At 69.0% G+C, this 24,782-nt stretch carries 26 protein-coding genes and 1 tRNA gene; 10 read left to right on the top strand and 17 right to left on the bottom strand.

The annotated features are described in order from the left end of the window. Positions 1–5 precede the first annotated feature (5 nt). The 8 genes from phnC to AB6A69_RS13220 all read right to left on the bottom strand — a co-directional run bounded on the left by phnC (position 6) and on the right by AB6A69_RS13220 (position 7,731). Positions 6–830 carry a phosphonate ABC transporter ATP-binding protein gene (gene phnC / locus AB6A69_RS13255; RefSeq protein ID WP_371061120.1) on the bottom strand — a complete coding sequence of 275 codons (825 nt, stop codon included), beginning with the start codon at positions 828–830 and terminating at the stop codon, positions 6–8. A 153-nt stretch (positions 831–983) separates the two neighbouring features. Next, positions 984–1,976, bottom strand: a complete 993-nt coding sequence (locus tag AB6A69_RS13250; protein WP_371061119.1) for an ABC transporter substrate-binding protein — start codon at positions 1,974–1,976, stop codon at positions 984–986. A gap of 67 nt (positions 1,977–2,043) precedes the next feature. After that, positions 2,044–2,892 (bottom strand): ABC transporter permease, encoded by an 849-nt coding sequence (locus AB6A69_RS13245; protein ID WP_371061118.1) that lies wholly within the window; start codon positions 2,890–2,892, stop codon positions 2,044–2,046. Beyond that, positions 2,889–3,830: an ABC transporter permease gene (locus AB6A69_RS13240; RefSeq protein ID WP_371061117.1), complete on the bottom strand. Its 942-nt coding sequence runs from the start codon at positions 3,828–3,830 to the stop codon at positions 2,889–2,891. Before AB6A69_RS13240 ends, AB6A69_RS13245 begins: the two co-directional genes overlap by 4 nt. Before the next feature lie 9 nt (positions 3,831–3,839). Further along, a complete protein-coding gene (locus tag AB6A69_RS13235; protein WP_371055270.1) occupies positions 3,840–4,634 on the bottom strand; it encodes an ABC transporter ATP-binding protein in 795 nt (264 codons plus the stop codon). Positions 4,635–4,678: 44 nt separating this feature from the next. Continuing rightward, entirely contained in the window at positions 4,679–6,130 is a 1,452-nt protein-coding gene (gene hydA, locus AB6A69_RS13230; RefSeq protein ID WP_371061116.1) for a dihydropyrimidinase, read from the bottom strand. A 31-nt stretch (positions 6,131–6,161) separates the two neighbouring features. Next, positions 6,162–6,476 (bottom strand): hypothetical protein, encoded by a 315-nt coding sequence (locus AB6A69_RS13225; RefSeq protein WP_371055268.1) that lies wholly within the window; start codon positions 6,474–6,476, stop codon positions 6,162–6,164. A gap of 4 nt (positions 6,477–6,480) precedes the next feature. Further along, positions 6,481–7,731 carry a Zn-dependent hydrolase gene (locus tag AB6A69_RS13220; RefSeq protein WP_371061115.1) on the bottom strand — a complete coding sequence of 417 codons (1,251 nt, stop codon included), beginning with the start codon at positions 7,729–7,731 and terminating at the stop codon, positions 6,481–6,483. 196 nt (positions 7,732–7,927) lie between these two features. Here AB6A69_RS13220 and AB6A69_RS13215 point away from each other — a divergent pair, with 196 nt between their 5' ends. Both AB6A69_RS13215 and AB6A69_RS13210 read left to right on the top strand, forming a co-directional pair. Next, a complete protein-coding gene (locus tag AB6A69_RS13215; protein WP_371038131.1) occupies positions 7,928–8,551 on the top strand; it encodes a TetR family transcriptional regulator C-terminal domain-containing protein in 624 nt (207 codons plus the stop codon). Between the two features lie 36 nt (positions 8,552–8,587). Further along, entirely contained in the window at positions 8,588–8,830 is a 243-nt protein-coding gene (locus tag AB6A69_RS13210; protein WP_371038132.1) for a hypothetical protein, read from the top strand. Between the two features lie 88 nt (positions 8,831–8,918). Here the strand turns inward: AB6A69_RS13210 and preA are convergent, their stop codons facing one another. After that, positions 8,919–10,211, bottom strand: a complete 1,293-nt coding sequence (gene preA, locus AB6A69_RS13205; protein ID WP_371061114.1) for an NAD-dependent dihydropyrimidine dehydrogenase subunit PreA — start codon at positions 10,209–10,211, stop codon at positions 8,919–8,921. Positions 10,212–10,245: 34 nt separating this feature from the next. Continuing rightward, on the bottom strand, positions 10,246–11,568 hold the full coding sequence (locus tag AB6A69_RS13200; protein ID WP_371061113.1) for an NAD(P)-dependent oxidoreductase: 1,323 nt from the start codon (positions 11,566–11,568) through the stop codon (positions 10,246–10,248). Positions 11,569–11,931: 363 nt separating this feature from the next. Here AB6A69_RS13200 and AB6A69_RS13195 point away from each other — a divergent pair, with 363 nt between their 5' ends. Further along, positions 11,932–12,324: a hypothetical protein gene (locus AB6A69_RS13195; RefSeq protein ID WP_371061112.1), complete on the top strand. Its 393-nt coding sequence runs from the start codon at positions 11,932–11,934 to the stop codon at positions 12,322–12,324. A gap of 125 nt (positions 12,325–12,449) precedes the next feature. After that, a complete protein-coding gene (locus AB6A69_RS13190; RefSeq protein WP_371061111.1) occupies positions 12,450–12,671 on the top strand; it encodes a DUF1127 domain-containing protein in 222 nt (73 codons plus the stop codon). A gap of 288 nt (positions 12,672–12,959) precedes the next feature. Here the strand turns inward: AB6A69_RS13190 and AB6A69_RS13185 are convergent. From AB6A69_RS13185 to AB6A69_RS13175, 3 genes are all read right to left on the bottom strand, one after another. Then, positions 12,960–13,036 (bottom strand) — tRNA-Pro (locus AB6A69_RS13185). A gap of 55 nt (positions 13,037–13,091) precedes the next feature. Beyond that, positions 13,092–14,198 (bottom strand): 3-isopropylmalate dehydrogenase, encoded by a 1,107-nt coding sequence (leuB, locus tag AB6A69_RS13180; RefSeq protein WP_371061110.1) that lies wholly within the window; start codon positions 14,196–14,198, stop codon positions 13,092–13,094. A gap of 35 nt (positions 14,199–14,233) precedes the next feature. Further along, on the bottom strand, positions 14,234–15,154 hold the full coding sequence (locus tag AB6A69_RS13175; RefSeq protein ID WP_371061109.1) for an endonuclease/exonuclease/phosphatase family protein: 921 nt from the start codon (positions 15,152–15,154) through the stop codon (positions 14,234–14,236). Here AB6A69_RS13175 and AB6A69_RS13170 point away from each other — a divergent pair. After that, positions 15,143–15,349: a hypothetical protein gene (locus AB6A69_RS13170; RefSeq protein WP_371061108.1), complete on the top strand. Its 207-nt coding sequence runs from the start codon at positions 15,143–15,145 to the stop codon at positions 15,347–15,349. The two genes, AB6A69_RS13175 and AB6A69_RS13170, sit on opposite strands and share 12 nt — an antisense overlap. On the opposite strand, the gene AB6A69_RS13165 is transcribed toward AB6A69_RS13170, so the two are convergent. The 4 genes from AB6A69_RS13165 to leuC all read right to left on the bottom strand — a co-directional run bounded on the left by AB6A69_RS13165 (position 15,325) and on the right by leuC (position 19,378). Next, entirely contained in the window at positions 15,325–16,146 is an 822-nt protein-coding gene (locus AB6A69_RS13165; protein ID WP_371061107.1) for a hypothetical protein, read from the bottom strand. The two genes, AB6A69_RS13170 and AB6A69_RS13165, sit on opposite strands and share 25 nt — an antisense overlap. Positions 16,147–16,436: 290 nt before the next feature. Beyond that, positions 16,437–17,042 carry a 3-isopropylmalate dehydratase small subunit gene (leuD, locus tag AB6A69_RS13160; RefSeq protein WP_371038140.1) on the bottom strand — a complete coding sequence of 202 codons (606 nt, stop codon included), beginning with the start codon at positions 17,040–17,042 and terminating at the stop codon, positions 16,437–16,439. 225 nt (positions 17,043–17,267) lie between these two features. Beyond that, positions 17,268–17,807 carry a class I SAM-dependent methyltransferase gene (locus AB6A69_RS13155; protein ID WP_371038141.1) on the bottom strand — a complete coding sequence of 180 codons (540 nt, stop codon included), beginning with the start codon at positions 17,805–17,807 and terminating at the stop codon, positions 17,268–17,270. 167 nt (positions 17,808–17,974) lie between these two features. Next, positions 17,975–19,378: a 3-isopropylmalate dehydratase large subunit gene (gene leuC / locus AB6A69_RS13150; protein ID WP_371061106.1), complete on the bottom strand. Its 1,404-nt coding sequence runs from the start codon at positions 19,376–19,378 to the stop codon at positions 17,975–17,977. 410 nt (positions 19,379–19,788) lie between these two features. Between leuC and rsfS the strand changes: the two genes are divergently transcribed. From rsfS to AB6A69_RS13125, 5 genes are all read left to right on the top strand, one after another. Continuing rightward, positions 19,789–20,154, top strand: coding sequence for a ribosome silencing factor (rsfS, locus tag AB6A69_RS13145; protein ID WP_371055256.1), 366 nt, complete (start codon positions 19,789–19,791; stop codon positions 20,152–20,154). 4 nt (positions 20,155–20,158) lie between these two features. After that, positions 20,159–20,629: a 23S rRNA (pseudouridine(1915)-N(3))-methyltransferase RlmH gene (gene rlmH / locus AB6A69_RS13140; RefSeq protein ID WP_371061105.1), complete on the top strand. Its 471-nt coding sequence runs from the start codon at positions 20,159–20,161 to the stop codon at positions 20,627–20,629. A gap of 105 nt (positions 20,630–20,734) precedes the next feature. After that, positions 20,735–22,258, top strand: coding sequence for a 2,3-bisphosphoglycerate-independent phosphoglycerate mutase (gene gpmI / locus AB6A69_RS13135; protein WP_371061104.1), 1,524 nt, complete (start codon positions 20,735–20,737; stop codon positions 22,256–22,258). Beyond that, positions 22,255–23,385, top strand: a complete 1,131-nt coding sequence (locus AB6A69_RS13130) for a murein hydrolase activator EnvC (RefSeq protein ID WP_371061103.1) — start codon at positions 22,255–22,257, stop codon at positions 23,383–23,385. The genes gpmI and AB6A69_RS13130 overlap by 4 nt, the downstream gene beginning before the upstream one ends. 4 nt (positions 23,386–23,389) lie before the next feature. Next, the gene (locus tag AB6A69_RS13125) at positions 23,390–24,730 is read left to right on the top strand and encodes a S41 family peptidase (protein ID WP_371055252.1); all 1,341 of its coding nucleotides are present in this window, start codon (positions 23,390–23,392) and stop codon (positions 24,728–24,730) included. Positions 24,731–24,782 lie beyond the last annotated feature (52 nt).

Here is a 24,782-nt window from a genome sequence, read left to right as displayed (position 1 = left end):
GTCGGTCAGACGGTGGCCTCGGCCTCGCGCAGGGCGCGTTCCTGCCGCGCCTCGAGAGCCTGGAGCGACGTCGAGGTGGCCGCCTCCGAGAAGCTCGCGTCGGCGCCATAGATGTCGCGCGCCACGCCGGTGGTCAGCTGGTCCGGCGTGCCGTCGAACACCACGCGCCCGTCGCGCATGCCGATGACGCGCTCGCAGTAGCGCCGCGCGGTATCGAGCGTGTGCAGGTTGCAGATCACCATGCGCCCGTCCTCGTCGTGGATGCGGCGAAGCGCGTCCATCACGATCTGCGCGTTCATCGGGTCCAGGCTGGCGATGGGCTCGTCGGCGAGGATGATCCGCGGGTCCTGCATCAGCGCCCGGGCGATGGCCACGCGCTGCTGCTGGCCGCCCGACAGCGCCTCGGCGCGCTTCGGCGCGTGCTCGGCGATGCCGAGCCGGTCGAGGATGTCGATCGCGCGGTGGATGTCGTCCGCGGGGAAGAGGTTGAACATCGTCGCGAGGACGGAGCGCTGGTTCAGCGTGCCGTGCAACACGTTCGAGACGACGTCCATCCGCGGCACGAGGTTGAACTGCTGAAAGATCATCGCGCAGTCGGATTGCCAGCGGCGCTTGGCGGCTCCGGTCAGGGCGGTGATCTCGAGATCCTCGTAGAACACGCGCCCTTCGGAGGCGTCGGTCAGCCGGTTCAGCATGCGCAGAAGCGTCGACTTGCCCGCGCCCGATCGGCCGATGATGCCCACCATCGTGGGCTTGTCGATGGTGATGTCGGCGGCGTCCACGGCCGTGTTCACGCCGAAACGCCTGGTCAGTTTCTCGATACGTAGCAAGCAGCGACCTCCAGAGCGGTTGCCGCCGCAGTACGGGCGCGCGACAACCGCTTCATGTCAGTTCCGCAAAAGTTTTGTGACGGCCCTGCCCGCCCGCCGGGCAACGAAAAGGGGCCGGCGCGAACGCCGGCCCCTTGCCCGGTTTCCGTGCGCTCAGTTCAGCGCGGCATCGGTGATCGCGTGGGTCCAGGCGCCGTTGCCCGGATGCGCGCTGATCACCGGGTCCGAGCCGCCGGAGAGCAGGCTTTCCACCGTGCGCTCGAAGTCCGCGGGGTCGAGAGCGCCGTTCGAGCCCGCGGTCAGCTTGGCCACCTCGCCCATCATCCGCTTCTGGTGCTTTTCGGTCTGCGCGCCGGTGGCGTCGTTCTCGAGCACGATCATCGCCGCCTCGTCCGGGTTCTCCTCGGCGTATTTCCAGCCCTTCATCGAGGCGCGCACGAAGCGGACCATCTTGTCCGCGAACTCCGGATCCTCGAGCCGGTCCTCACGCACGTAAAGGCCGTCCTCCAGAGTGGCGACGCCCTGGTCCTCGTACTTGAAGGTCACCAGCTGCTCGGGCGTGATGCCCGCGTCGATCACCTGCCAGTACTCGTTGTAGGTCATGGTCGAGATGCAGTCGGCCTGGCCCTGGAGCAGCGGATCGACGTTGAAGCCCTGCTTGAGCACCGTCACGCCGTCCTCGCCGCCCTCGGTCGGGATGCCGAGCTGGCTCATCCAGCTCAGGAAGGGAAACTCGTTGCCGAAGAACCAGACGCCGAGCGTGCGGCCCGGGAAATCCTCGGGGCCGGTGACGCCTGTTTCCTCGAGGCAGGTGAGCATCATGCCCGAGCTCTTGAAGGGCTGCGCGATGTTGACGAGCGGCAGGCCCTTCTCGCGCGCGGCGAGCGCGGCGGGCATCCATTCCACCGTGACGTCGGCGCCGCCGCCCGCGATCACCTGGGTGGGCGCGATGTCCGGCCCGCCGGGCTTGATCGTGACGTCGAGGTTTTCCTCCTCGTAGAAGCCCTTTTCCTGGGCGACGTAGTAGCCCGCGAACTGGGCCTGGGTGACCCACTTCAGCTGCAGCGTCACCTCGTCGGCGGCCTGGGCGATCGTGCCCGCCGCCATCATCGCGCCCGCGATCACGGAAGTCTTCAGATGTTTCATGGCTCTCTCCTTGTTGGACCTTTTGATCTTTCGATGCTCCACGGTCTTGCCTGCCGTCTTTTCCGCCTCACGCCCGGCTTCGCTGCGAAGGATGCCAGAAGGTCACCGCCCGCTCGATCAATGCGACCGCGCCGTAGAAGGCCGATCCGGCGAGCGCTGCCACCACGATTTCCGCCCAGACCAGGTCCAGCGCAAGCTGGCCGACGCTGGTGGAGATGCGAAAGCCCATGCCTTTCACCGGAGAGCCGAAGAATTCGGCGACGATGGCGCCGATCAGGGCGAGCGTGGTGCAAATCTTGAGCCCGTTGAAGATGAAGGGCATGGCGGCCGGCAGGCGCAGCTTGAAAAGCGTCTGCCAGTAGCCCGCGCCGTAGGTGCGCATGAGGTCGCGCTGCATCGGCGCGCTTTCGCGCAGCCCCTGCACGGTGTTCACCAGCATCGGGAAGAACACCATGACCACGACCACGGCGGCCTTCGATTGCCAGTCGAAGCCGAACCACATCACGAGGATCGGCGCCATGCCGATGATCGGCAGCGCCGCGACGAAGTTGCCCACGGGCAGGAGCCCGCGCTGCAGGAAGGGGACGCGGTCCACGGCGATGGCGGTCAGCACCGCGGCGCCGCAGCCGAGGACATAGCCGGTGAGCGCGCCGCGGATCACCGTCTGCACGAAGTCCTCCCACAGGATGCCGGTGGAGGCGGCGAAGCGCGCCGCGATGGCCGAGGGCGGGGGCAGGAGAACGGCGGGGATCTCGAGGCCGCGAACGACGCTCTCCCAGATCACCACGAGCGTCAGCCCGAAGACGGCGGGCACGGCGAGGGAGGTGACACGGCTCCTCGGCAACCGCGCGAGGCGGACATTCGTCCACCACCCCAGCCCCCATGCGAGGAGGCCGAGCGCGAGCCAGCCGGTCATCCCTGCGCCTCCATGCCCATGCGCCGGAGCACAATCTTCTGCAGGACGCCGATCAACCCCACCAAGAGGGCCGCCATGATCGCCGCCATGATCAGCGCCGACCAGATCTGGATCGTCTGGCCGTAATAGCTGCCGGCGAGAAGGCGCGCCCCCAGCCCCGCCACCGCGCCCGTGGGCAGTTCGCCCACGATCGCGCCGACGAGGCTCGCGGCCACCGCGACCTTCATCGAGGCGAAGAAGTAGGGCGCCGAGGCGGGCAGCCGGAGCTTCCAGAAGATCTGGGACTCCGACGCGTTCCAGGTGTGCATCTGGTCCAGCAGCATCACGTCCGGACTTCGCAGGCCCTTCACCATGCCCACCACCACGGGGAAGAAGGAAAGATACATCGAGATCACCGCCTTGGGCAGGAGCCCGGAGATGCCGACGGCGTTCAGCACCACGATGATCATCGGCGCGAGGGCGAGGATCGGGATCGTCTGGCTCGCGATGACCCAGGGCATCACGCTCATGTCCATCACGCGGTTGTGGACGATCCCCACGGCCAGCGCGATGCCGAGCGCGGTGCCCATGAGAAAGCCCAGAAGCGTGGAGCTGAGCGTGACCCAGCTGTGATACACCAGCGAACGCTTGGAGGTGACGGCCTTCTCGGCCGTCGTCTCCCAGAGTTCGATCGCCACCTGGTGCGGGGCCGGGAGCTTGGGCTTGTCCTGGCTCCAGGTGTCGGCGACGAGTTCGATCGTCGAAAGCTCGACGCCCGCGCGCCGGGCCTGGTCCTCGGCCCATTGCGCGTTGAGGAAGACCGCCGCGACATACCAGATCGCGACGATCGCCGCGACGACTGTCAGGACCGGCAGCACCCGGTCGCCCAGCCGGCCGAGCCAGGGCGCGCTGCGCCCGGTGCCCGCGCCCGGCGCGGCGATCTCGGCGGCGCTGCTCATCGGCCGCTCTCAGTCATGGCCGTGCCCCGCCCGAAGCCCCTCGCGCACGCGGTGGGCGATCTCGATGAATTCCGGCGTGTCGCGGATGTCGAGCGGGCGTTCGGCGGGCAGGGGGCTTTCGATCACGTCCGTGATACGGCCCGGTCGCGGGGACATCACGACGATCCTCGTCGAAAGATAGACGGCCTCGGGGATCGAATGGGTGACGAAGGCGATGGTCTTGCCCGTCCGCGCCCAGAGCGCGAGAAGCTGCTCGTTCAGATGGTCGCGCACGATCTCGTCGAGCGCGCCGAAGGGTTCGTCCATCAAGAGGATGTCGGCGTCGAAGGCGAGCGCGCGGGCGATCGAGGCGCGCTGCTGCATCCCCCCAGAAAGCTGCCACGGGAACTTGTTCTCGAACCCCGCGAGATCGACGAGCTCCAGCACGCGGCGGGTGCGTTCGGCCTGCTCGGCCCGGGAATACCCCATGATCTCAAGCGGCAGGCGTACGTTGCGCCCGATGGTGCGCCAGGGGTAAAGCCCCGCCGCCTGGAAGACGTAGCCGTAGGCGCGGGCCTGCCGCGCCGCGTCGGGCGTCATGCCGTTGACGGTCATGGAACCCGCGGTCGGGTGCTCCAGCGCCGCGATCACGCGGAGAAGCGTGGTCTTGCCGCAGCCCGACGGGCCGATGAAGCTCACGAAGTCGCCCTTGCCGATGGCAAGGTTCACATCCTTCAGCGCCTGCACCGGGCCGTCGCCCGTCTCGAAGACAAGGTCTAGATCCCGGGCCTCGATTACCGCCTCGCTCGCGCGCGTGTCCTTCATGCCGCCGGTCTCTCCCCTCGCCGCCAATCCCTTGGCCGGTGCGTTCACACGCCGCTCGCCGGAATGCCGGTCCGCTCCACCTTGCGGGGCGCGGTGAGCTCCTTCCAGGTGGACAGCGCGGTGTTCACCGGCCCCATCGGCGGGCGTTCCACGAACTGGCCGTGACCCTCCTCGGTGCGGATCTCGCCGTCATGCATGGCCACCTTGCCCCGGGTGAGCGTGAAGCGCGGCAGCCCTTTCACATGCTTTCCCTCGAAGACGCTGTAGTCGATGGCGGATTGCTGCGTGTCGGCCGAGATCGTCTTTTCCTTCGCCGGATCCCAGACCACGATATCGGCGTCCGCGCCTTCGAGGATCGCGCCCTTCCGGGGATAGACGTTCAGGATCTTGGCGATGTTGGTCGAGGTCACCGCCACGAATTCCTGCATGGTGAGCCGGCCGGTGTTGACCCCGTGGGTCCACAGCATCGGCATGCGGTCCTCGAGCCCGCCGGTGCCGTTCGGGATCTTGGTAAAGTCGCCCACCCCGTAGCGTTTCTGCTCGGTGGTGAAGGCGCAATGGTCGGTGGCGACGACCGAGAGGCTCCCGCTCGCCAGCCCGTTCCATAGGCTGTCCTGATGCTTCCTGTCGCGGAAGGGGGGCGACATCACGCGCCGCGCCGCGTGGTCCCAGTCCTTGTCGAAATACTCGCTCTCGTCGAGGGTGAGGTGCTGGATCAGAGGCTCGCCCCAGACGCGCTTGCCCTGCATGCGCGCCCGCCGCACCGCCTCGTGCGCGTCCTCCGACGACACGTGCACGACGTAGAGCGGGACGCCCGCCATGTCGGCGATCATGATGGCGCGGTTGGTCGCCTCGCCCTCCACCTCTGGCGGGCGGGAGTAGGCGTGGCCTTCCGGCCCGTCGTTGCCTTCGGCGAGAAGCCTCTGCTGGAGATCGGCCACCACGTCGCCGTTCTCGGCGTGGACGAGGGGGATGCCGCCCAGTTCGGCGCAGCGCCGGAACGAGGCGAAAAGCTCGTCGTCGTTGACCATCAGCGCGCCCTTGTAGGCCATGAAATGCTTGAACGTGTTGATGCCGCGCTCCGTCGCCTGCTTCATCTCGTCGAACACCTGCTCGCCCCACCAGGTGATCGCCATGTGGAACGAGTAGTCGCAGTTCGCCCGCGTCGACTTGTTGTCCCACATCTGTATGGCGTCCATCAGCCCCTGCCCGGGCTGGGGCAGCGCGAAATCGACGACCATGGTGGTGCCGCCCGCCAGAGCGGCGCGCGTGCCGCTTTCGAAGTCATCGGCGGAATAGGTGCCCATGAAGGGCATCTCCAGATGGGTGTGCGGGTCGATCCCGCCCGGCATGACGTAGCAGCCCGTGGCGTCGAGCACCTCGTCGCCTGTCAGCTCCGCGCCGATCTTCGCGATGCGCCCCCGCTCGACCAGCACGTCGGCCTTGTAGACCAGATCGGCCGTGACGATGGTGCCGCCCTTGATGACCTTGCTCATTGGCGTCGTCTCCCTGTTGTCCTCTGTCCGTTCAGACCGAGCCGAAGCAGTCGATGGCGGGGCCGTGCACCCCGATGTCCAGCGGGCCGAAATCGCTTTCCACGCAGAGCGAGAAATACCCCGCCGTCGGCAGATAGATGACCCGGTAGGATCCGTTCGTGCGCGTCACCGACCAGCAGGTCTGCGTGATCCCGCCGGAGAAGTTGACCGTGACGGGACGCGGCGGGCGGCGGTGCCGGCGGAACTCGTGCAGCGTGCCCGCACGGGGTGGCCCGGCGCCGTCCCACGCCGCTTCCTCGGCGTCCAGCATCGCGTCGATGCGCGCCGCCATGGCGCTGTCGCTCACGCCGTCACTCCACGATCTCCGCCGTCTCGAGCACCGCGTGCATCAGCACGTCGACGCCTGCCCGGGCCCAGTCCTTGCTGATCTCCTCGGCCTCGTTGTGCGAGAGCCCGTCCACGCAGGGGCACATCACCATCGCCGTGGGCGCCACGCGGTTGATCCAGCACGCGTCGTGCCCCGCCCCCGAGACGATGTCGCGGTGCGAGTAGCCCAGCCGCTCGGCGGCGTGGCGCACGGCCTTCACGCAGTCGGGGTCGAATTCCACCGGGTCGAAGCCGCCCACCTTCTCGAAGGCGACCTCGAGCCCCATGTCGGCGCAGATCTTCCCGGCGCCGGCGCGCAGGCGCGCCTCCATGTCCTTGATGACCGCCAGTTCGGGCGAGCGGAAATCCACGGTGAAGACCACCTTGCCCGGGATCACGTTGCGCGAGTTCGGGTAGACGTCGATGTGGCCCGCGGCGCCCACCGCGTCGGGTGCGTGCGAAAGCGCGATCTCGTCCACCAATTCCAGCACCCGCGCCATGCCGAGGCCCGCGTTCCGGCGCATGGGCATCGGGGTCGAGCCCGTATGCGCGTCCTTTCCGGTGATCGTGACCTGCGTCCAGGAGAGCCCCTGCCCGTGGGTGACGACGCCCACGTCCTTGCCCTCGGCCTCGAGGATCGGGCCCTGCTCGATGTGCAGCTCGAAGAAGGCGTGCATCTTGCGCGCGCCCACCGGCTCGTCGCCCTTCCAGCCGATGCGCTCCAGCTCGTCGCCGAAGCGTTTGCCTTCGGCATCGGTGCGGTCCTTCGCCCAGCTCTCGTCATGCATACCGGCGAAGACGCCGGACGAAAGCATCGCCGGGGCGAAGCGCGTGCCTTCCTCGTTGGTCCAGTTCGTCACCACGATCGGGTGCTTCGTGCGGATCCCGAGATCGTTCATCGTGCGGATGATCTCCAGCCCGCCGAGCACGCCCAGAACCCCGTCGTACTTGCCGCCGGTGGGCTGGGTGTCGAGATGGCTGCCGACATAGACCGGCAGAGCCGCGGGATCCGCGCCGTCGCGGTGGGCGAACATGTTGCCCATAGAGTCGAGGCCCATCGAAAGCCCCGCCGCCTCGCACCATTCCCGGAAAAGCGCGCGGCCCTCCGCATCGGCATCGGTCAGCGTCTGGCGATTGTTGCCGCCCGCGACGCCGGGGCCGATCCTTGCCATGTCCATCAGGCCGTCCCAGAGCCTGTCACCGTCGATCCTGAGATTCTCGGCCGGTGCCGCCATCCCGCGCTCCCTGTCGTGGTCGCGGTCGCGCGGGCGCAGCCTGTGTCCGGGCTTGCGTCGCGCGCCGCAACTTTTTACCGTTTGGTCAATCGAGCATTGCAACCGCCCCATGGCCTGTCAAGGTTTGACAGGTGGCACTCTTGCCGGCAGGCGCACGACCGGTGACGCTGCCGCGAAAATCATCAGGACCCCGGCATTGGATCAGAGCCCGCCGCAAAAGCAGACCCGCATCCAGCGCCGGAACCGCGCTCGTATCCTCGAGGCCGCGCTCGAGGTGTTCTCGACGGAAGGGTACCGCGGCGCGACGCTGGACCAGATCGCCGCGGCGGCCGGGCTGTCGAAACCCAACATCCTCTACTACTTCGACGGCAAGGAAGAGATCCACGTCACGCTTCTGGCCCAGCTCATGCAAACCTGGCTGGAGCCGTTGCGGCGGCTCGACCCGAAGGGCGAGCCGCTGGAGGAACTCATGGGCTATATCCGCCGAAAGCTCGAGATGAGCCGGCAATTTCCGTCCGAAAGCCGTCTTTTCGCGAACGAGATCGTGCAGGGCGCGCCGCGCATGCGCCCGCATCTGAAATCGGAACTGAAACCGCTGGTGGACGAGAAGGCGGCGCTGATCGCGCGCTGGGTGGCCGAGGGGCGGCTCGCGCCCGTGGATCCGCGGCACCTCATTTTCTCGATCTGGGCGACGACGCAGCACTACGCCGATTTCGAGGCCCAGATCGCGGTGCTGATGCCCGAGGGAGACGTGTGGGATCGGGCCGGGGCGCATGTCGAGACGCTGTTCCGCAAGCTGCTGACGCCGCAGCAGGATTAAGGCGCCGTTTACGCTGATCGGGCAAGGGTCGGGGCCATGGCCCACGATCTCGCCCCGCCCGCCCTGCCGGTCCGGCACCCCTCCTGGGGCCGGCGCATCTTCCACGCCAAGGCGGCGGCGCGCGGGGGCGTGCTGCGCCGCTCGGTCCGCGATGTCGAGCGCGAGATCGGGCGCGAGGCGCTGATCGAGGAGGTGCGCGCGCGGGGCTTTCACCTGATCGAATGCGGCGGACAGTTCATCATCATCTGCAACGCCGGCGACATGCGCGTGATCTGCTGACGGGTCCGAAGATTTTTCGATCGAAAAATCTTCCGTCTCTCACCCGGGTCGCCCGCCATCTTTCGATCGAAAGATGGCGGGCTCCGGCTCACTCCGCCGCGGCCGGGTTGTTCGGATGCGTCGTCCAGTTGGCATACGCCTCCCGCACCACCTCCCCGGTGCGCGGGTCCACTGCGCCCGCCTCCATGCGCACCATTGTGATGCAGTCCTGCACCGGGCAGACGTTGACGCAGAGGTTGCAGGCCACGCATTCGCTGTCGTCCACCTCGAACACGCGCTCCGGCGACATGGTGATCGCCTGGTGGGACGTGTCCTCGCAGGCGGCGAAGCAGCGCCCGCACTTGATGCACATGTCCTGGTCGATCCGCGCTTTCGTCACGTAGTTGAGGTTGAGCGCGTTCCAGTCCACCACGTTGGGCACCGCGCGTCCGATCAGGTCGGGCAGCGCGATCTCCTTTTCGTCGAGATACTGCGAGAGGCCCGAGATCATCTCCTGCACGATCTTGAAGCCGTAGGTCATGGCGGCCGTGCAGACCTGCACATTGCCCGCGCCGAGAGCCAGGAACTCGGCGGCGTCGCGCCATGTGGTGACGCCGCCGATGCCGCTGATGGGCAGCTGTGCGAGTTCCGGCGTCCGGGCGATCTCGGCCACCATGTTGAGCGCGATGGGCTTCACCGCGGGGCCGCAATAGCCGCCATGCGCGCCCTTGCCGTCGATGGTCGGTTCGGGCGCGAACAGGTCGAGATCGACCGCGGTGATCGAGTTGATCGTGTTGATCAGGCTCACCGCATCCGCACCTCCGGCGAGCGCGGCCGCGGCGGGTTTGCGGACGTCGGTGATGTTGGGCGTGAGTTTCACGATGACCGGCATCCGGGTGTTCGCCTTGCACCAGCGGGTCACCATCTCGATGTACTCGGGCACCTGGCCCACGGCCGAGCCCATGCCCCGCTCGCTCATGCCGTGGGGACAGCCGAAATTCAGCTCCACCCCGTCGGCGCCGGTGTCTTCCACCTGTTTCAGTATCCAGGCCCAAGGCTCCTCCTCGCAGGGAACCATGAGCGAGACGACCATCGCCCGGTCGGGCCAGTCGCGCTTGACGGCCTTGATTTCGCGAAGGTTCACCTCCAGCGGGCGGTCGGTGATGAGCTCGATGTTGTTCATGCCCAGAAGGCGCCGGTCCGCCCCCCAGATCGCGCCGTAGCGCGGGCCGTTGACGTTCACGATGGCCGGGTCGAGGCCGAGCGTCTTCCAGACCACCCCGCCCCAGCCCGCCTCGAAGGCGCGGCGGACGTTGTATTCCTTGTCCGTGGGCGGCGCGGAGGCCAGCCAGAAGGGGTTGGGGGATCTGATCCCCACGAAGTCGGAGGCGAGATTGGCCATGATCGGTGTTCCCTGGCTGGTGGCGGCCCGGCGGTCAGCCCGCGAGCGCGCGGTGGATGTCCTCGGCCGCGTCGCGACCCTGGGCCACGGCCGTCACGGTGAGGTCGTCGCCCCCCGCCGCGCAGTCGCCGCCCGCCCAGACGCCCTCGACGCTGGTACGTCCCGCGCCGGTCACCGCGATCTTGCCGCGGTCGAGCTCCGGGAGCGCCGCACCGTCGAGCCGCTGGCCGATCGCCTTGAAGACCTGATCGGCGGGAAGGCGGAAGCGCGCGCCGGTCGGGGCCAGGTCATCCTCCACGAACTCGAACTCCACCTCGCGCACTGCGCCGTTGCCGTGCACGGCGACCGGGACCGCGTTGGTGACGATCTTCACACCGCGCCGTGCCGCGTGGTCCTGTTCCTTGCGGCTCGCGTTCATCCGGTCGCGCGCGCGGCGATAGACCATGGTGACGTTGAGCGCGCCGAGGAGTTTCGCCTGCACCGCGGCGTCCACCGCGGTCATCCCGCCACCGATCACCACCACGTCGCGCCCGATCGGCAGGGCGGCCAGGTCTTCGGCCTGCCGGAGCTCGGCGATGAAATCGACGGCGTCGTCGACGCCCTCCCGGTCCTCGCCGTCGAGTCCGAGCGCGTTGACCCCGCCGAGACCGATGCCGAGGAACACCGCGTCGTAGGCGTCGCGCAGCGCGTCGAGGGTCATTTCGGCGCCCAGCGTCCGGCCCTGTTCGAGGGTGATGCCGCCGATCCGCATCAGCCAGTCGACCTCGCGCTCGGCGAAGCCGTCGACGGTCTTGTAGGCGGCGATGCCGTATTCGTTGAGGCCGCCGGGCTTCGGCCTCGCGTCGTGGATCACGACGTCATGTCCCTTCATCGCCAGCCGGTGCGCGCAGGCAAGGCCGGCCGGTCCCGCGCCGACGACGGCGATGCGCTTTCCCGTCGGCGCGTCGCGCCGGAAGGGGTGACTGCCGGCCGCCATCAGCGTGTCCGTCGCGTAGCGCTGAAGACGCCCGATCTCGACCGGGTTGCGTTCCGCCGTCTCGCGGACGCAGGCGCCCTCGCACAGGGTCTCGACCGGGCAGACCCGCGCGCACATGCCGCCGAGGATGTTCTGCTCGAAGATCGTCTTCGCCGCCGCCTCGGGGGTGCCCGTGGCGATCTGGCGGATGAAGAGCGGGATGTCGATCTCGGTCGGGCAGGCGGCGATGCAGGGCGCGTCATGGCAGAAATAGCAGCGGTCCGCGGCGACCATCGCCTCGTGCGGATCGAGCCGGGGGTGGACGTCGCAGAATCCTTCCAGAAGGCTCTCCTCGTCCAGTCGGCCGGGCCTGATGCCCTCGGCCAGCGCGTTCGGGGTCATCGTCCACCTCTCTGTCGGTCTTTTCTTGAAGAAAACGTCTCACAGCCAAAAATTTTTATCAAGCGGTAAAAGATTTGCGGCCCTTTCGCCGACCTCTTGCGTCCGGTCTTGCCGAAGAAAACGCCGATCGGGGCAATGACTGCCTCTTTCGGCGCGTTTCCGCGAAGCGTGGCGCATCAGCGGCCGAGTGGACTCACATGCCGGGGGCCAGTGTCATATGTAGGAAACATGCGGGTGCTACCGTCGTCACCGCTTCAAACGGTGGCTGTCCGATGCCCGCGCAGCGGTCCGACGCCCGGCCCGCGCACGAAAGGCGTCGGCGGTCCCGGACCGGGCCGCAACGCCTCGACAAGGGAGAGATGCATGAAAACCGCCGCAGACCCGGTCGCCATGTCGGTCGCCGCCTTCCGTCTTTGCAGCCACACGATCGAGGCGCAGATGCGCATCGGCACACTCATCGCGCGCAGTTGCTTCGACGTGATGTTCGCCTCGCCCTGGATGCACGGCGCGCAACCGGCCGCGCCGCGGCCCGCGCGGCCCACGCCAAGCGCCCGCAAGGCGAAAGCGCCCGCGCGCAAGCGGCCCGCCGCCAAGCCCGCGACGCCGACCGCGACGATTGCGGCGCGGCCGGCGACGCCGCGGATCGTCGCGTCCACCGACACGCCGGCCGACCCGCCCCGTCCGAAGCCCAAGCGCGCACCGTCGCCGCCGCCGCCGATGCCGGAGCGCGCCTCCACCGGCACCGACGAAGGCTGACGCGCGGCCGCCAGGCTTGCGCCAGGCGTCATCCGGCTATGCAGCGCCGCCCGTGGTCATGCGGGCGGGCGCTGTCTATCTATCCGGGCAGGGAGGAAACACGCAAACCGAGGCGAGGTTTCCAGATGACGGACTCGACAGCAACAGACTTCGCGCCAACCCGGCGCAGCGGCTTCATGGCCTTTCTCGTGGCGATCGGCGACGCGCTCGCGATGGCCAGCGACGTGGGCCGGCGCGTGCACCGCGTCGACACGCTGAACGACATGACCGACGATGAACTCGCCGCGCGCGGACTGAAGCGCGACGAAATCGTCCAGCACGTCTTCCGCGATCTCTACTACATCTGAGGCCGGGCCCGGGCAGGGCCCGCCCCACTCCGGCGTGCCGGACCGCACAAGGTCGAGGGCGGGACGCCGCATCGGTCTTTCGACGCAGGGACGGGACAGGCCCAGGGCTGCATCCCGCCGCCGCGAGTGGCGAGGCTGTCGGCGGCGCAAGCCGTACCCTGGAGTGTGACGCCTGGCCCGACGCGGCGCGCCACGGCGCGTCTTCCGGGCGCGGATCTCTGGCCCGAACAGCCTTGCAGCGCCTGCGCACTTGCGGCCTTCGGCCCGCCGTCATTCATGTCCGATGAATGGTCGGAGTGGCAGGATTCGAACCTACGACCCCCGCCTCCCGAAGACGGTGCTCTACCAGGCTGAGCTACACTCCGACCGTGACGCGCCGCATAGCCCCTCGCGCTGGGCTTGGCAAGAGCGGATCGCGGCTCAGACGCTCGCGTCGAGCGCGGCGAGAACGGCGTCTCCCATCTCCCGCGTGGAGGCGGGCGCGCGACCTTCCGCGTTCATCAGGTCGGCGGTCCGCACGCCCTTCGCGAGCACCGATTCCACGGCGCGCTCCAGCCGGTCGGCTTCTGCCCCCTCGTCGAAGGAGTAGCGCAGCGCCATGGCGAAGGAGAGGATGCAGGCGCAGGGGTTGGCCTTGCCCTCTCCCGCGATGTCCGGCGCCGAGCCGTGGACCGGCTCGTAAAGCGCCTTCGGCCTTCCGTTCGCCATCGGCGCGCCGAGCGAGGCCGAGGGCAGCATGCCGAGCGAGCCCGTCAGCATCGCCGCGAGGTCGGACAGCAGGTCGCCGAAGAGGTTGTCGGTCACGATCACGTCGAACTGCCTGGGCCAGCGGGTGAGCTGCATTGCGCCCGCGTCGGCATACATGTGCGACAGCTCGACGTCGGGGTATTCCGCGTCGTGCACCTCTTGGACCACCTGCCGCCAGAGCACGCCGGATTCCATCACGTTGGCCTTCTCCATCGAGCAGACCCTGTTCGAGCGCCGGCGGGCGAGTTCGAAGGCCGAGCGCGCGACGCGCGCGATCTCGCTTTCGGTGTAGCGCTGGGTGTTGATGCCCACGCGCTCGTTGCCGTCCTCGATGATGCCGCGCGGCTCGCCGAAATAGACGCCCGAGGTCAGCTCGCGCACGATCATGATATCGAGCCCGGCCACGACCTCCGTCTTGAGCGACGAGAACTCCGCCAGCGCGTCGAAGCACTGCGCCGGCCGCAGGTTGGCGAAAAGATCCATCTCCTTGCGCAGGCGCAGAAGCCCGCGCTCGGGCTTCACCGAGAAATCCAGATCGTCGTATTTCGGGCCACCGACGGCGCCCAGAAGCACCGCGTCCACTTCCTGCGCCTTGGCCATGGTGGCGTCGGCGAGGGGCGTGCCGTGCATGTCGTAGGCCGCCCCGCCCACCAGGTCCTCCTCCACCTCGAAGGCCAGCCCGCGCGTCTCACCGAACCAGTCGATGATGCGGCGCACCTCGGCCATCACCTCGGGGCCGATCCCGTCACCGGGCAGGATGAGAAGCGAGCGGGTGGACATGGGCGAGGGCCTCCTTCGACAGGGTTCGCGACCGCCTACTCACTGGCTTCCACGGGGTCAAGCGGGGCGAGGTCCACCCAGACGAGCCGGTGACGGCTGGCGCGCGCCACGGTTTCGGCAAGGGGGCCGTCATCGGGCCAGAGCACGCCCGCGGCGGTCACCTCCCAGTCCGCCGAAGGCAGGACGTAGTCGACGCGCAGGTTGCCGGGCGCCGGTTCGCGCCAGTCGGCGGTGTCGCGCGCCGGGTCGCCCGCGTGGCCGGGGCTCGCGGCGGCGCGCCCGCCTTCGCTGCCGGGGCGCGCGTCCTGCAGGCGCGGGTCGTCCAGAAGCGCGCGGATCGCGGCGTGGCGCCCCTCGCCGTCCACGGGATCGAGATTGGCGTTGCCGAGGATCACGAAGCGCGCGTCCGGCGCGGGGCCGAAGGCGCCGTCCATCACGTGCCGCCAGAGCAGGATCTCGTCGTGGTTGCGCCGCCCGTTCATGTCCTCGGGGCCGTCGAAGACGGGGGGCGTGGCGGAAAAGGCCATGATCACGAGCAGGGGGCCGGCCGCCGGACGCACCGGCACGATCCAGTGCCCGGTCGTGGACAGGCGGCGCACCGCGCGGTGATCCCCGGGCATCGCGTCCGGCACGAGCGCGCCCGGCACCTCCGCCCAGAGCAGGTCGCTCAGGTCGCGCGCCGCCGAGCCGTCGATCGGGTGGCGCGACAGGAGCGCCATGCCGCCGGCGCCGGCGAACCGTCCCCAGCCCTGCGCATCGCCCGGCCCGCCGAGCCGCCCGTCGCCATCGAGGTCGAGGCCCGTGGCCATGCCGGCATTGGGCCGGCGCGCGAAGAGATGCGGAAACGCGTGGCCCGCCGCCGCGATCCGGTCGCGAAAGGCGCCGAGCGCCGCGAGGCCGTGATCGTAGTCGATGCCGGTCAGCAACAGCACGTCCGGTGCGGCGTGGGCGATCACCTGCGCGGCCGCGGCGATCTGGGGGTCCTCTCCGCGCAGGATGTCGCGCAGCAGAAGGCCGGGCCCGCGGCGCGTGAGTTCCGCGTGGAACGTGGCAATGCGAAGCGGATCGGCGGCGGCGGGCGCGACGAGTGCAAGCAGCGCCAGCGCGGCAAGCGCGGCCGCGCGCCTCAGGCGGCGGCCAGCTCTCCGTAGGTGCGGCGGCGCTTTTCCTCCACGAGGTCGGCGACCCTGTGAAGGGCGATACCGCGCATGATCATGCTGGTGGGCAGGAAAGCCCATACGCTCATCATCCAGATCAGGGTGTGCGGATCGCCGAAATGGAGCGGTCCGAGCAGCACGCCCGCAAGTGCCACGAGCGCGGGAAGGATGAAAGGCACAAGGAAGCCGATCGCGACGTTCAGCCGGGCGTCGCGCCGCAGGCGCAGCAACACGTCCCCGCCGCTCGTCGGGTCGAAAAGCGGCATGTTCACCCAGACGTTGAAGGCGCCGGACTGCAACGGCCAGTTCAGGAGGCGCACGAGCAGCGCGAAAGCGGCGAGCGTCGCGGCCGATACCAGAAGCGCGAGACCCGCCGCACTGAGCGCGATGTCCAGGTAGGAAACGGGCGCCGTCTCGGCCAGCGCGATCAGGAGGAGCCGGACCGGGGAATAGGGGAAATCCGCCAGGTCGCCGATCAACAGGCCCAGCGAGAACATCGCCCCGGTGACAAGGGTGGGCTCGATGACGTCGGCGCAGACGACGGCCGTCAGTGCGACGACCCCGAAGAGGCTTGCGAAGCGCAGCCGGTTGAAGGGCGGCGCGTCGCGGAATTCCACGAAGCTGGGGTAGTCGGTGGCGTATTCCATGAAGGTGAAGGCGGCCGCGATCAACGCGATGAGCGGGATCAGCAGCCCGGAGGACGGGCTGACCCCCGGAAGCAGAAGCGCCGGCGCGATGACAAGCGCCAGGACGCAGAGCGCGCGCAGAGTTGCGCCGACGAGCCGTCGCATCAAGGACTTATCCCTTCGTACCCGAGGGGAACGATGCAATGCCGTTCCCGCGTTCTTTGCCGTTTTCCGCCGGGACGGACGGCCTGCCTCATTTTTGCCCGATTTCTGCCCTTTTCCGTCCCAACTCTCAAGTTGCCCCGCCACCTAACGGGGAGATTGCGGCGTTTTCGGGGAAAAACTGATGCGACATTGCACCAATCCGGGGTCGGATAAGCACATTTTTCGCCTTTTTTCAACATTTTGTGGGTAAGCGGCGCGGGCCCACAATGCTGGCCTGCGCCGAACGCCCCTCAGACCCAAGGGCGCGCGGCGGAGGCGCGCGATTCGAAGGAATCGATCGCGGCGGATTTCGACAGCGTGAGGCCGATGTCGTCGAGGCCCTCGAGAAGGCAGTGCTTCATGTGGGCGTCGATCTCGAACGGGTAGACCGTGCCGTCGGGCGAGGTCACGGTCTGCGCCTCGAGGTCCACCGCGATGCGGGCATTCGCGCCTTTCTCGGCATCGCGCATCAGCGCGTCCACGGCCTCTTGCGGCAGGGCCACGGGCAGGATCCCGTTCTTGAAGCAGTTGTTGTAGAAGATGTCGGCGTAACTCGGCGCGATGATGCAACGGATGCCGAAATCCTTGATCGCCCAGGGCGCGTGCTCGCGAGAGGAGCCGCAGCCGAAGTTTTCCCCTGCGATCAGGATCTCGGCATCGCGATAGGGTGCCCGGTTCAACACGAAATCCGGGTTCTCTTCCCCGTTCTCGTCGTAGCGCATCTCGTCGAAAAGATGCTTTCCGAGCCCCGAGCGCTTGATCGTCTTCAGGAACTGCTTGGGGATGATCATGTCGGTGTCGACATTGATCAGGGGAAGCGGGGCGGCAATGCCGGTGAGCGGGGTGAATTTTTCCATGTCTCGTCTCCGTCAGGGCCGGCGGACGGCCGGCGATTGCGGCTGTGGGTCAAGGGGATCCGTCGGCAGCGAAGAGCGCCGCGCCGCCGACGCCAAGGGGTGGAGGGCCCGTAGCGCGGCCAAGGAAGCGCCGATCCGGCGGGTCCGGCGCCGCCCTTTCCACGGGCTGACGCATCGTTCGATCGCGGCGCCACGGTGCCGCCCGGCACATCCCCCGCAGAGGGATCATGCCCGCTTTTCCACCAGGAACACTTCGCGGAACTCTCCGAGCACGCCGATGCGCGGGTCGTTCAGGGTGATCATGCGCACGCCGCACGAGGGCGCCCAGGCAAGGATCAGGTCCGAGAGGTCCGTGCCGAAATGGAACGTGACGAGCGCGCCGCGCGAATCGATGGGATTGCCGTGATACTCGGGCTCGGCGAAATGACGCACGCCCTCGGGGCCGTAATGGGCGCGCCGTTCGGTTTTCGGTTTGCCCTCGTAGACGGGGGTCGTGAACAGCATCCGGCCGCCGGGCTTCAGCGTACGCTCCATCTCGGCAAAGCAGGCCGCGGGGTCGTTCACATGCTCGAGCACGTCGAGATGCACATGCAGGTCGATGCTCTCGTCCGCGAAAGTCAGCGCCTCCAGGTTCTCCGAGCGCATGCCCGACCGCGTCTCGCCCGGCGGAACGTCGGGGAAGAACTGCGAGCCGATATACCCCGGGCACTCGGTCCGCATGCGCGCCGAGATCGACCGGTCGGCCGGCGACGACTCGTGCAGCACCAGGCCCCGCCAGTCGGGGCACAGGACGTCGAGGCACCATGCGAAGGCCCGTTCGCGCGGGATGGACCCGCAGGAGGAACACAGCAACCCGTCGCGCAGCCAGTCGTGCGCGCTGACGAACTCGGCATCCGTCCTGCAGACGGGGCAGGTGCCCTGATGGCGGTGGATCAGAGCACCTCGCGCACATCGGTCAGCCGTCCGGTGACCGCCGCGGCCGCCGCCATCGCCGGGCTCATCAGGTGGGTCCGTCCGCCGCGGCCCTGGCGGCCCTCGAAATTGCGGTTGGACGTCGCCGCGCAGCGTTCGCCGGGGGCGAGCTGGTCGGGGTTCATGGCCAGGCACATGGAACAGCCCGCAAGGCGCCATTCGAAGCCCGCTTCGGTGAAGATCTCGGCAAGGCCCTCCTCCTCGGCCTGCGCCCGCACGAGGCCGGAGCCCGGCACCACCATGGCGCGAAGGCCCGGCTTGATCTTCCGGCCCTTGAGAACCGCCGCGGCGGCGCGCAGGTCCTCGATGCGTCCGTTGGTGCAGGAGCCGATGAAGACGGTGTCGATCTCGATTTCCGACAGCGGCGTGCCGGGCTCGAGCCCCATGTACTCGAGCGCGCGCCTCGCCGCGCCGGCCTTGCCGCCCGCGAAGCTGTCGGGATCGGGCACGGCGTCGGTGATCGGCAGCACGTCCTCGGGGCTCGTTCCCCAGGTGACGACCGGCGCGATGTCCTCCCCGCGGATGGTCACCACCTTGTCCCATTCCGCGTCCGGGTCGGAATGAAGCGTCCGCCACCATTCCATCGCCTGGTCCCACTGGGCGCCCTTCGGCGTGTGCGGGCGGCCCCTGATGTACTCGAAGGTGGTCTCGTCCGGCGCGATCAGACCGGCGCGCGCGCCGCCCTCGATCGCCATGTTGCAGACGGTCATGCGCCCTTCCATCGACAGCGCGCGGATCGCCTCGCCGCAGTATTCGATGACATGGCCGGTGCCGCCCGCCGTGCCGGTATGGCCGATCACGGTGAGCGTGATGTCCTTCGCCGTGACGCCGGGGGGAAGCTGCCCGGTGATCTCGACCTTCATGTTCTTCGATTTCCGCTGGATCAGCGTCTGCGTGGCAAGCACATGCTCCACCTCCGAGGTGCCGATGCCGTGGGCGAGCGCCCCGAAGGCCCCGTGGGTCGCGGTATGGCTGTCACCGCACACCACCGTCATGCCCGGCAGCGTCCAGCCCTGCTCGGGGCCGACGATATGCACGATGCCCTGCCGGATGTCGTTCACCGGGTAGTAGTTAAGGCCGAATTCGCGGGCGTTGCGGTCGAGCGCCTCGACCTGGATGCGGCTTTCCTCGTTCTCGATCCCGTTCACGCGGTCCGGTGTGGTGGGCACGTTGTGATCGGGCACCGCGATGGTGCGTTGCGGCGCGCGGACCTGGCGGCCGGCCATGCGCAGACCCTCGAAGGCCTGCGGGCTGGTCACCTCGTGGACCAGGTGACGGTCGATGTAGAGAAGGCTGGTGCCGTCCTCGTCCTCGTGCACGAGGTGGGCATCCCAGATCTTGTCGTAAAGCGTCTTGGGGGACATTGCGGTCTCTCCCGGTTTCGGGTGTCAGGGGGCTGGACGGGTCGGGCGGCCCGCGGCGTCGCGCGCCACGGGGCGTCTCCTCATAGCCGGGCGAGAATGCTCCGCGCCGCGCCGAAGAAGCGCCAGGGCAGGCGCGCCCGATCGTCCATGTCGAAGACCCGCATCATGGGGCATGAGATACTACCGCGGCCCGCGACTCGCAAGCCTGTCGGCAGCTGCGTGGTCCCGTCGCGACAGCGCCGCGCCCTGAAGGGTCGCGATGCGAGGTTTCATTGAAATGCGGCCGTCCGCTTGCTACCTTCATGACAGGTCCGGCGCCGGGGCCCTCATGCGGCGCGTCAGACAAGGAGGACGATGTCCTGTCTTTTCACGTTGATGCGGCGTCTGCCGCAGACACCGGGATGCCCATGATGAGCCATCCCGCAAACGAGGCTTCGGACATCCCGCTCGCCTCGCTCATCCTTTCCACTCTCGAGGACGCCAAGGCCGAAGACGTCGTGCAGATCGACCTGCGCGGCAAGTCGGCGATGGCCGATCTCATGGTGATCTGCTCGGGCCGGTCGTCCCGCCAGGTGGCGGCGATCTCGGACCGGCTGGTGGACACGCTCAAGCAGGAGCGCGGCGTTCACTGCTCGGTGGAGGGCAAGGAGGCTGGCGACTGGGTGCTCATCGACGCCGGCGACGTGATCGTTCACGTCTTCCGGCCGGAGGTGCGCGAGTTCTACCAGCTCGAGAAGATGTGGATGACGCCCGCGGCGGCGGCCAGCCGCGCCTAAGGGCGTGCGCGTCCACATCTGCGCCGTGGGTCGCCTGCGCGGCGGCCCCGAACGTGCCCTGATCGACGACTACCTCGCGCGCTTCGATCGCGCGGGCCGGGCGCTGGGCCTGACGCTGGGCGCAGAGCACGAGGTCGAGGCCCGCCGCGGCGGCGGGCCCGAGGCCGAAGCGGCACTTCTCGAGAAATCCCTGCCCCGCGGCGCCGTCGTCGTCGCCCTCGACGAGCGGGGGCGAACACGCTCCTCACCCGACTTCGCCGATGCGCTTGGCGCCTGGCGCGACGGCGGGCGCCAGGACACGGCCTTCCTTCTCGGCGGCGCGGACGGGCTCTTTCCGCCGCTGCGCCAGCGCGCCGACCTGTTGCTGTCCTTCGGCGCGATGGTCTGGCCGCACGCGCTGGCGCGGGTGATGCTGGCCGAACAGCTCTACCGGGCCGCCACCATCCTTGCAGGGACGCCGTATCACCGGGCATGACCGGGGCCGCCGCGACTTTCCGCACGTCTTTGCCCCGCGCGAGGTTCAATCCCGGCGCCCGGGGCGCTAGAAGGGCCCCGTGGCAAGGAAAGCGAGGGCAGGGCGATGGGCGCTCCGAAACCGGTGGTGCTGTGCATTCTCGACGGCTGGGGGCTGCGCGCGGAGACGGAGGCCAATGCGCCCGCTCTCGCGCACACGCCCAATTTCGACCAGCTCATGGCCGCCTGCCCGAACGCCACGCTGGTGACCCACGGCCCGGATGTGGGCCTGCCGGAGGGCCAGATGGGCAACTCCGAGGTGGGCCACATGAACATCGGCGCGGGCCGCGTGGTCACGATGGATCTGGGGCGGATCGATGCCGTCATCGCCGAGGGTCGCTTCGCCGAACGCCCCGCGCTCCGGCGCTTCATCGAGGCGCTGACCCAGACGGGCGGGATCGCCCATCTCTGGGGTCTGGTGTCGGACGGGGGCGTGCACGGCTCGCTCGATCAGATGCTCGCGGCGGCGCGCGCGATCACCGACGAGGGCGTCGCCGTGGCCATCCATGCCCTGACCGACGGGCGCGACGTGGCGCAGAAATCCGCCGCCGAGTATGTCGCGCGGCTGGAAGACCAACTGCCCCAGGGGGCCTATATCGCGACCGTCACGGGGCGCTACTATGCCATGGATCGGGACAACCGCTGGGACCGGATCGCGCTGGCCTTCGAGACCATCGTGCAGGGCAAGGGCCCCCATGCGCGCAGCGCGGCCGATGCCGTCGCCGAAGGCTACGCGCAGGGGCTGACCGACGAGTTCTTTCTTCCGACCGAGATCGGCGACTACACCGGCATGGCCGACGGCGACGGCGTCTTCTGCCTCAACTTCCGCGCCGACCGCGCGCGCGAGTTCCTGCGCGCCCTGGCCGAGCCGGGGTTCGACGCGTTCGAGACCGGCCCGCGCCCGGCGCTCGCCGCCTGCCTCGGGATGGTGTCCTATTCCGACGCGCACGACGCCTACATGGACACGCTCTTCGAAACCGAAGAGATCGCGAACACGCTCGGCGCCTGGGTGGCCGCGAAGGGCCTGCGGCAGTTCCGTCTCGCCGAGACCGAGAAATACCCGCATGTGACCTTTTTCCTGAGCGGCGGCGAAGAGGTCCCGGCGCCCGGCGAAGAGCGGTACATGGCTCCGTCGCCGCCGGTCGCGACCTACGATCTCGCCCCCGAGATGTCGGCCGGCGAGGTCACCGACCAGCTGGTGGAGGCGATCGGCGCGGGCTATGACCTGATCGTCGTGAACTACGCCAATCCCGACATGGTGGGCCATACCGGCGATCTGGATGCGGCGATCCGGGCCTGCGAGGCGGTGGACGAGGGCCTCGGCCGCGTGCGCGCGGCGCTCGCGGCGGCGGGCGGCGCGATGATCGTCACCGCCGACCACGGCAATTGCGAGGTGATGGTCGATCCCGATACCGGCGCGCCGCACACCGCGCACACGACGAACCCGGTGCCGGTGATCCTGGTGGGCGGGCCGGACGGCGCGCGGCTGCGCGATGGCGGCCGGCTGGCCGATCTCGCGCCCACGGTGCTCGAACTCATGGATCTGGAGGCACCGCCCGAGATGACCGGCCGGAGCCTGATCGCACGATGAGATCGCTTGCCGCGCTTCTTCTGGTGCTCTTCGCCTCGGCGGTCGCCGCGGCGGAGACGGACCCGGCCGCGGCGGCGCGCGGGGCGATCGAGGAACTCGAGGCGGCCGCGCAGGCGCTGGAGGCCGCAGAGACCGCGCGCGACCGGGTGGCGGCGTTGACCGAGACGGTGCGCGGCTTCGAATCCGGGCTCGCCGCGATGCGCGAGGGGCTGCGCGTCGTGTCGATACGCGAACGCCAGCTCACCCTCGAACTCGAGGCGCGCGAGGCCGAGGTGGCGCGGCTGCTCGGGGCGCTCCAGTCGATGAGCGCCGCGCCGGCGCCGCTTCTTACCCTGCACCCGTCGGGCCCCCTGGGGACGGCCCGCGCGGGGATGCTCGTGGCCGACGTGACGCCCGCGCTGCAGCGGCGGGCGGAGGCGTTGTCCGCAACCCTGACGGAGGTGGCGACGCTCCGCGCGCTTCAGCAGGGCGCCGCGCGGCGGGTGGAGGAGGGCCTTCTCGGCGTGCAGACGGCGCGCACCGCGCTCAGCCAGGCGGTGGCCGAACGCGAGGATCTGCCGCGCCGCTTCACGGCCGACCCGGTCGGCATGCAGATCCTGATCGCCGCGACCGAAACGCTCGAAGGCTTCGCGAGCGGGCTCTCGGGGATCGTGCAGGACGAGACGCCCGTGCGCCTGCCGCCGGTCGTGCAGCGCAAGGGTGACCTGCCGCTACCGGTGCAGGGCACCGTCATCCGCCGCGCGGGCGAGGCCGACGCCGCCGGGATCGTGCGGCCCGGCATCGTGGTGGCGACGCGTCCGCGCGCGCTCGTCACGACGCCCGCGGCGGCGACGCTCCGTTACCGTGGCCCCTTGCTGGATTACGGTCTGGTCTCCATGCTCGAACCGCAAGCCGGAGTACTCTTCGTCCTGGCGGGTCTCGACGTCGTCTTCGGGGAGGTCGGAGAGGTGCTGCCAGAGGGAAGCCCGGTGGGCCTCATGGGCGGAGAGGACCCGCAGGTCGGGGCGATCGTGTCACAGTCGGGTGATGGGGCTGGAAGAGACCGGAGCGAGACGCTCTATATGGAAGTCAGAGCGGGCGGGGAGCCCGAGGATCCGCTTGCGTGGTTCCGCAGCGAGAAGGACTGAGCAGATGAAGAAATTCGTGATCGCCGCGCTGGGCGGCATAGCGGCCGGGATCGTCGCGACGACGCAGGTCGCCGGCCCGTTGCTGGCGCAGGAAAGCGAGAGATCGACCAGCGTCTACGAGCAGCTCGACCTCTTCGGCGACATCTTCGAGCGCATCCGCGCGCAGTATGTCGAGGAAGTGGACGAGGGAGAGCTGATCGAGGCGGCGATCAACGGCATGCTGACATCGCTCGATCCGCATTCGAGTTATCTTTCGCCCGAGGACGCGGCGGACATGCGCGTCCAGACCCGGGGAGAGTTCGGCGGGCTCGGGATCGAGGTCACGCAGGAGGACGGCTTCGTGAAGGTCGTCTCGCCGATCGACGGCACGCCGGCGGACGCGGCCGGAATCGAGGCGGGCGATTTCATCACCCATGTGGACGGGGAGTCGGTTCTCGGCCTCACCCTCGACGAGGCGGTGGACCTGATGCGCGGGCCGGTGGGCTCCGAGATCATCATCACCGTCGTGCGGGATGGCGAGGGCGAACCCTTCGACGTCTCGATCATCCGGGACACGATCACGCTGACGGCCGTGCGCACCCGGCTCGAGGGCGAAACGGTCGTGCTGCGCGTCACGACCTTCAACGACCAGACCTACGACAACCTGAAGGAAGGGCTGGCCGAGCAGATCGAGGCCGCGGGCGGCATGGAGGGCGTCAACGGCATCGTGCTCGACCTGCGGAACAATCCCGGTGGGCTGCTGACCCAGGCGATCCGGGTCTCGGACGCGTTCCTCGAGAAGGGCGAGATCGTCTCGACCCGCGGGCGCGTCCTGACCGATGGCGATCGCTACAACGCCACGCCCGGCGACCTGGCAGAGGGCAAGCCCATCGTCGTCCTGATCAACGGCGGCTCGGCCTCGGCGTCGGAGATCGTGGCCGGGGCGCTTCAGGATCATCGCCGCGCGGTGGTCGTGGGCACGCGGAGCTTCGGCAAGGGCTCGGTGCAGACGGTGATGCCGCTGCGCGGCGACGGGGCCATGCGCCTGACGACGGCGCGCTATTACACCCCGTCGGGCCGCTCGATCCAGGCGCTTGGCGTCTCCCCCGACATCGTGGTGGAACAACCGCGGCGCAGGGCCGAAACCGAGGAGGACGCAGAGGACGGGGCACGCCCGCCGCGCTCGGAGGCGGACCTGCGCGGCCGGCTCGACAACGACTCCCTGTCGGAGGACGAAATCCGGCAGATCGAGGAAGAGCGTTCCAAGGCCGAGACCGCGGCGCGGCTGCGTGAAGAGGACTACCAGCTCGCCTATGCGATCGACATCCTGAAGGGCATGGAGGCGCTCGGGCCGGATCAGCCCTGAACCCGGCATCCGGGCGGGGGGGGGGGGGGGGGGGGGGGGGGGGGGGGGGGGG

Source organism: Rhodosalinus sp. 5P4, assembly GCF_041365695.1.
In the GTDB taxonomy this organism is placed as follows: Bacteria; Pseudomonadota; Alphaproteobacteria; order Rhodobacterales; family Rhodobacteraceae; genus Rhodosalinus.
Note: the sequence above shows the minus strand (reverse complement) of the source record. Positions and strands in the feature narration are given on the sequence as shown.

Bases quoted from the DNA above. Each gene is read 5' to 3' on its own strand.
- preA (WP_371061114.1), bottom strand. From the start codon at position 10,211: ATGGCCAATCTCGCCTCCGACTTCGTGGGGATCAGATCCCCCAACCCC.
- AB6A69_RS13190 (WP_371061111.1), top strand. From the start codon at position 12,450: ATGACGGACTCGACAGCAACAGACTTCGCGCCAACCCGGCGCAGCGGC.
- AB6A69_RS13235 (WP_371055270.1), bottom strand. From the start codon at position 4,634: ATGAAGGACACGCGCGCGAGCGAGGCGGTAATCGAGGCCCGGGATCTA.
- AB6A69_RS13125 (WP_371055252.1), top strand. From the start codon at position 23,390: ATGAAGAAATTCGTGATCGCCGCGCTGGGCGGCATAGCGGCCGGGATC.
- leuC (WP_371061106.1), bottom strand. From the start codon at position 19,378: ATGTCCCCCAAGACGCTTTACGACAAGATCTGGGATGCCCACCTCGTG.
- rsfS (WP_371055256.1), top strand. From the start codon at position 19,789: ATGAGCCATCCCGCAAACGAGGCTTCGGACATCCCGCTCGCCTCGCTC.
- hydA (WP_371061116.1), bottom strand. From the start codon at position 6,130: ATGAGCAAGGTCATCAAGGGCGGCACCATCGTCACGGCCGATCTGGTC.
- leuD (WP_371038140.1), bottom strand. From the start codon at position 17,042: ATGGAAAAATTCACCCCGCTCACCGGCATTGCCGCCCCGCTTCCCCTG.
- AB6A69_RS13220 (WP_371061115.1), bottom strand. From the start codon at position 7,731: ATGGCGGCACCGGCCGAGAATCTCAGGATCGACGGTGACAGGCTCTGG.
- AB6A69_RS13165 (WP_371061107.1), bottom strand. From the start codon at position 16,146: ATGCGACGGCTCGTCGGCGCAACTCTGCGCGCGCTCTGCGTCCTGGCG.
- gpmI (WP_371061104.1), top strand. From the start codon at position 20,735: ATGGGCGCTCCGAAACCGGTGGTGCTGTGCATTCTCGACGGCTGGGGG.
- AB6A69_RS13130 (WP_371061103.1), top strand. From the start codon at position 22,255: ATGAGATCGCTTGCCGCGCTTCTTCTGGTGCTCTTCGCCTCGGCGGTC.
- leuB (WP_371061110.1), bottom strand. From the start codon at position 14,198: ATGTCCACCCGCTCGCTTCTCATCCTGCCCGGTGACGGGATCGGCCCC.
- AB6A69_RS13250 (WP_371061119.1), bottom strand. From the start codon at position 1,976: ATGAAACATCTGAAGACTTCCGTGATCGCGGGCGCGATGATGGCGGCG.
- AB6A69_RS13245 (WP_371061118.1), bottom strand. From the start codon at position 2,892: ATGACCGGCTGGCTCGCGCTCGGCCTCCTCGCATGGGGGCTGGGGTGG.
- AB6A69_RS13240 (WP_371061117.1), bottom strand. From the start codon at position 3,830: ATGAGCAGCGCCGCCGAGATCGCCGCGCCGGGCGCGGGCACCGGGCGC.
- AB6A69_RS13200 (WP_371061113.1), bottom strand. From the start codon at position 11,568: ATGACCCCGAACGCGCTGGCCGAGGGCATCAGGCCCGGCCGACTGGAC.
- AB6A69_RS13195 (WP_371061112.1), top strand. From the start codon at position 11,932: ATGAAAACCGCCGCAGACCCGGTCGCCATGTCGGTCGCCGCCTTCCGT.
- AB6A69_RS13210 (WP_371038132.1), top strand. From the start codon at position 8,588: ATGGCCCACGATCTCGCCCCGCCCGCCCTGCCGGTCCGGCACCCCTCC.